We start from the raw sequence: 4608 nt of genomic DNA, 5'->3' as shown, positions 1-4608 counted from the left end.
GACTCTAACAATTGATTGTTAAAAGAATTTTTCTCAACTTCCATAAAATGACCAAACTTTATTCGGTATAAATTTGTTACGAGGAGTAACTTTAACATTCGTTGAGTGGCGAAATTGACAGGAAATGCAGTTTCTTTATAGATCAGTGCCAACAGTTTACACAAAGGTTCTACAGAAAAATCTTCAAAGGGCCATTCGAGGAAATAATATTTCTCTGAAAAATACTGGGCAAAAAAGTAACGGATATCGATTTCATTTCCAGTGATTTGAACTGGATTGAGGCTAATTTCAAAACGATATTGCTTCTTAATAATTTTATTAATGTGACGGATGATACGGTAAAGAGAGGAAGAACTGATATAAAACTCTTTGCAAATACTATCAGTATCACATCCTTCATTAAAGAAGATAAATTCTAAAATTGAAAAGTGGGTTGAATGCTTAAAAAAATGATGATAGACCATCTCAATATCACTATCATCGGTATTAATGATACGGATGCCGTTTGTTGAGGAATGAAATATCAAGTCAGGAAAGGAAGACCTGACCTGGGACAAGTCATCTTTTACAGAACGTTCTGCACAGTGCAATAATTCTGCTAGTTCCGAGATATGAAACCAGCGTTTGTTTTCAAATAGTAATTCTAATAATTCTAATTGTCTGTGACTTTTTTTCGATAATAAATCTCTCATGGATAACTTTTCTCTCTTTATAATAAACTAAAGGATTGTCTTTCAATCTTCATGCAATTATACCACATGGAGTGCATTTATCCTCTTACAACGACTTTTGCTTGTCATAAAAAGACTAGTCTAATCCCTTAGAAACTCAGTAATATCAAGATTTTCTTATTTATTTGTATCTAAAGTACATGTTTACAGTACGGTTTTTAAGACGAACTATTATGTTTCCAAGTTGAAATACTATATAATTAGTGTAATCAAAGAAATTGATTCTTTGATTTAGAAATAGAAAAGGAGGATACACTATGTTGTGGTCCATTATTGTAGGAGGTCTTATTGGTCTCATCGCAGGTGCAATCACTAAAAAAGGTGGTTCAATGGGATTGATTGCAAATATCTTTGCAGGTCTTATCGGTTCGTCTGTAGGGCAATCACTTCTAGGAAGCTGGGGACCTTCATTGGCTGGAATGGCTATTATTCCGTCAATCGTTGGTGCAGTGATTGTTGTTGCAGTCGTTTCATTTCTATTTGGTAAAAAATAAGCATTACCTAATAAGAAATTAAAAGTGATAAGCCATAATTTTGAATTCTGTAGACGGGTAAAATTATGGTTTAAAGCTTTTCAATTGAAAGGATTTAATATGTCAAAATCAAAGAAAATATTGTTACTTATTTTCTGTATCTTAATCTTGACTATTTTCCTTCCTATTCTCATAGATTATCATCAGGTCAGTGATTTAGGAATCCACTTATTCAGTTGGAGAGAACTCTACGCTGAATTCCTGATTGCTAGATATGTCTTTTGGGGGACACTTGTCCTATCTGTTTTAGTTTTAATTTCAATGTTAGTGATACTCTTTTATCCTAAACAATATCTAGAGATTCAATTAGAAACTCAAGAAGATACATTAAAACTAAAAAATTCAGCTATCGAAGGCTTTGTTCGATGTTTGGTCATTGATCATCAGTTGATGAAAGAACCAACGGTCCATGTTAATAGCCGCAAAAATAAATGTTTCGTTACTGTAGAAGGGAAAATTCTTCCTTCAGACAACATCTCAAATCGATGTCTAGTCATTCAGAATGAAATAACTCATGGATTAAAGCAGTTCTTTGGTATTGAACGTGAGGTAAAACTTGAAGTTAAAGTTAAAGAAGTTGAACCTCGAAAAACGACCAAAAAGACTGTTAGTCGTGTAAAGTAAGGAAGTAAAAATGGAATGGTTTAAAAAATATCAGTATCCAATTATTGCAGGTTTAGTAGGTGTCATTCTCGCTTGCTTTATCTTATCCTTTGGCTTTTTCAAAACACTATTTGTACTAATTTGTGGAGCCTTAGGAGCATTTGCAGGATACTATGTTAAGGAAAAATATTTAAATAAATAAAGGAGTCTCGTATGTCAAACGTAGATAAAAATGTAGAAAAAAAAGATGTTGCTGTTGTTTCTCAAGATGTTAAAGGGGAACTCACTTATGAAAACAAAGTAATCCAAAAAATCATTGGTCTTTCACTTGAAAAAGTACCTGGACTTTTGGATGTGGATGGAGGATTCTTCTCTAATCTAACAGAAAAAATCATCAATACAGATAATGTCACTCATGGTGTCAATGTTGAAGTTGGGAAAGAGCAAGTTGCAGTTGACTTGAACATTGTTGTTGAGTACCAAAAGAATGTCCCTGCTTTATACAAAGAAATCAAAGATGTTGTCGTATCACAAGTTACAAAAATGACTGATCTAGAAGTTGTTGAAGTCAATGTGAATGTTGTTGATATCAAAACGAAGGAACAGCATGAAGCAGATTCAGTTAGCCTTCAAGACCGAGTAACTGACGTGGCTTCTTCAACAGGAGAATTTGCTTCAGAACAATTTGAAAAAGTGAAATCTGGTATCGGTTCAGGTGTTGCTGCTGTTCAAGAAAAAGTAGGCGAAGGTGTTGAAGCCGTTAAGGGCGAAACAAAGGAAAATGCTCGCGTACACTAATTCATCTTGTCAAAATCAATTAATTTAAAGGAGGCAGAATCATGTCAACAGAAGAAAAATTAAACCAAGCAAAAGGTTCCATTAAAGAAGGTGTCGGCAAAATGATCGGCGATGAAAAAATGGAAAAAGAAGGAACAGCTGAAAAAGTTGTTTCTAAAGTAAAAGAAGTTGCTGAAGATGCTAAAGATGCTGTCGAAGGCGCTATTGAAGGTGTTAAAAACATGCTTCACAAAGACGAAAAATAAGGCTCAAAGTTAGCTGACCTTTTCATCTATAGTAGTCAAAAAGAGGACCGTAAATGTCCTCTTTTTTTGTAGATCGGATTCTAAACACGCTTCCCAATTTTCGTTAAAAGAAATTCTTAACAGGAAAAGCTCTGTTTTCAGGGCTTGTTTGCTTACTTAAAATAATATGTTTTTTATTGAATTGAAACAAAATTGAAAAGGTTGCACACTACTAGACTGGCTTATTTATCCACCACCTGAGCTTCAAATTGGGCTGGTTGGTTGTCTACGTTGGTAATGGTTATCGTGTAGGGCTTGTTATTGGTGGCATCAAAGACTTTTTCACCTTGGTAACTCACAACAACTCCATCTTTTACTAAATAAATATCTGGTTGGGTGTTTGGAAGTTCTTCATCCTCCTCATCCAAACCATGGCTTTTTATAATTTTTTGTCCCTCTACTTCATAGTAAACATCGCCGTTTCTTTCACTCCAAACACTTGAGCCAGTTAATTTAATTTTACTTGAATCGTTTTTCTTCAAGATGAAGATTGAATAGTATTCCAAATCTTGTGTTCTGGGATTTACTCTTAAGTTGACGGATTGACCTGGTTGAAGAGTGTATTTGCCATAGTTCAAAACGGAAAAGACAAACCAGACTAGCAGCAAACTATACAAGACTCCTATAATCATTCGTGAGCGCCTACTTTTAAACAAACGTAAAAGTAACAGTAAAGAGACAATAAAGAGCAATTCTGTAAACATTCTTCTCCCCTTTTCTTATCATCGTTGACATTCTAAACAAGGTCTCGCGTTCATTTCTTACTAGTAAGCTCAACCATACAAAGTCTGATACATCTTATCTAGAAAAGCTTTCAACTCTTTTCGAACAATCTTTAACAGGCGTTCTTCTTCGGCTGGAGAGATGTTCACACTTTCTTTTTTCTGATTCCTAATATGAGAATAGTAACTACGTTTTAGGGTTAAATGATGATCTAAAATATAGTAGGCATCTATTTTTTCCTCATTTACCATTGTTTCAAATAAAACCGAGACTTCATCCCTTCTAGGATTCGACATTTTCAAATCGATGTCTCCTTTTATCCCTATGGAGTCAATTCCTCCATCCAAGCGAATGACACCGTCGGGAGGAACAATATAGCCTGCTTTTCGCATGTCAGACGCATATTTTCCTGACGCCGTTAAATGTTGTAAGACAGCTGTAGTGTCCTTTTCTTCAAAGGAGGTCTTTAATTGGAAGCGTTCTTGGTGGGAATAAAGATTGATACCAACAACTAAGGCAAGTACAGAAGCAAGCAAGATTCGTATTTTTCTAGGTCTCGACATGTTTATCTCCTCTATCTAAGAAATCATAGAAGTCTTGTTTCTAACTTTGAAAGATAACTTCTTTATCCTTGAAAATCCTTGGGACTCTAGCCCCACGTGAATATTATCTGCCCTTTTTCATGATGTATTTTCGTATAGGTGTTTCAACCATTTGAACGATTTCAAATCCTTCTTTTTGGTAAAGGTTGTAAGCTGTTTGATTTGCCTCGTAGACATTTAGAGAGACAGTATCTATGTCTTCATTTTCAAAGGCCAAACTAACAAATTTTCTTAAAGCCTGGCTACCTAAGCCTTGCCCCTGCTTCTGAGGGTTGATAAAAAATCTCCCGATATGAAGATTCCTGTCTTCTAGCCTGATTTTCTGGATAAGCCC

Annotated in this window: 9 protein-coding genes; 5 read left to right on the top strand and 4 right to left on the bottom strand. The window is 34.9% G+C overall.

The window, feature by feature from the left end:
- Positions 1-692, bottom strand: a 692-nt coding sequence (locus tag GMD6S_RS08345) for a helix-turn-helix domain-containing protein (RefSeq protein ID WP_001205293.1), incomplete at its 3' end; no start/stop codon positions are given.
- Positions 693-988: 296 nt separating this feature from the next.
- Between GMD6S_RS08345 and GMD6S_RS08340 the strand changes: the two genes are divergently transcribed.
- From GMD6S_RS08340 to GMD6S_RS08320, 5 genes are all read left to right on the top strand, one after another.
- Positions 989-1225, top strand: a complete 237-nt coding sequence (locus tag GMD6S_RS08340; protein ID WP_000964741.1) for a GlsB/YeaQ/YmgE family stress response membrane protein — start codon at positions 989-991, stop codon at positions 1223-1225.
- A gap of 99 nt (positions 1226-1324) precedes the next feature.
- Positions 1325-1888 (top strand): alkaline shock response membrane anchor protein AmaP, encoded by a 564-nt coding sequence (amaP, locus tag GMD6S_RS08335; RefSeq protein ID WP_000045619.1) that lies wholly within the window; start codon positions 1325-1327, stop codon positions 1886-1888.
- A 10-nt stretch (positions 1889-1898) separates the two neighbouring features.
- Positions 1899-2069 (top strand): DUF2273 domain-containing protein, encoded by a 171-nt coding sequence (locus GMD6S_RS08330; RefSeq protein WP_000454669.1) that lies wholly within the window; start codon positions 1899-1901, stop codon positions 2067-2069.
- An 11-nt stretch (positions 2070-2080) separates the two neighbouring features.
- Positions 2081-2665: an Asp23/Gls24 family envelope stress response protein gene (locus tag GMD6S_RS08325; protein ID WP_000072935.1), complete on the top strand. Its 585-nt coding sequence runs from the start codon at positions 2081-2083 to the stop codon at positions 2663-2665.
- 41 nt (positions 2666-2706) lie between these two features.
- Positions 2707-2910, top strand: a complete 204-nt coding sequence (locus GMD6S_RS08320) for a CsbD family protein (protein WP_000102421.1) — start codon at positions 2707-2709, stop codon at positions 2908-2910.
- A 221-nt stretch (positions 2911-3131) separates the two neighbouring features.
- On the opposite strand, the gene GMD6S_RS08315 is transcribed toward GMD6S_RS08320, so the two are convergent.
- The 3 genes from GMD6S_RS08315 to GMD6S_RS08305 all read right to left on the bottom strand — a co-directional run.
- On the bottom strand, positions 3132-3653 hold the full coding sequence (locus GMD6S_RS08315; RefSeq protein ID WP_000493731.1) for a hypothetical protein: 522 nt from the start codon (positions 3651-3653) through the stop codon (positions 3132-3134).
- 69 nt (positions 3654-3722) lie between these two features.
- The gene (locus GMD6S_RS08310; RefSeq protein ID WP_000089606.1) at positions 3723-4235 is read right to left on the bottom strand and encodes a hypothetical protein; all 513 of its coding nucleotides are present in this window, start codon (positions 4233-4235) and stop codon (positions 3723-3725) included.
- Positions 4236-4338: 103 nt separating this feature from the next.
- The coding region (locus GMD6S_RS08305) for a GNAT family N-acetyltransferase (RefSeq protein WP_000453040.1) at positions 4339-4608 on the bottom strand (270 nt) is incomplete at its 5' end.

This window comes from Streptococcus sp. GMD6S, assembly GCF_000297015.1.
Note: the sequence above shows the minus strand (reverse complement) of the source record. Positions and strands in the feature narration are given on the sequence as shown.

Coding starts and splice junctions, on each gene's coding strand:
- GMD6S_RS08325 (WP_000072935.1), top strand. CDS start 2,081: ATGTCAAACGTAGATAAAAATGTAGAAAAAAAAGATGTTGCTGTTGTT.
- GMD6S_RS08315 (WP_000493731.1), bottom strand. CDS start 3,653: ATGTTTACAGAATTGCTCTTTATTGTCTCTTTACTGTTACTTTTACGT.
- GMD6S_RS08310 (WP_000089606.1), bottom strand. CDS start 4,235: ATGTCGAGACCTAGAAAAATACGAATCTTGCTTGCTTCTGTACTTGCC.
- GMD6S_RS08320 (WP_000102421.1), top strand. CDS start 2,707: ATGTCAACAGAAGAAAAATTAAACCAAGCAAAAGGTTCCATTAAAGAA.
- GMD6S_RS08330 (WP_000454669.1), top strand. CDS start 1,899: ATGGAATGGTTTAAAAAATATCAGTATCCAATTATTGCAGGTTTAGTA.
- amaP (WP_000045619.1), top strand. CDS start 1,325: ATGTCAAAATCAAAGAAAATATTGTTACTTATTTTCTGTATCTTAATC.
- GMD6S_RS08340 (WP_000964741.1), top strand. CDS start 989: ATGTTGTGGTCCATTATTGTAGGAGGTCTTATTGGTCTCATCGCAGGT.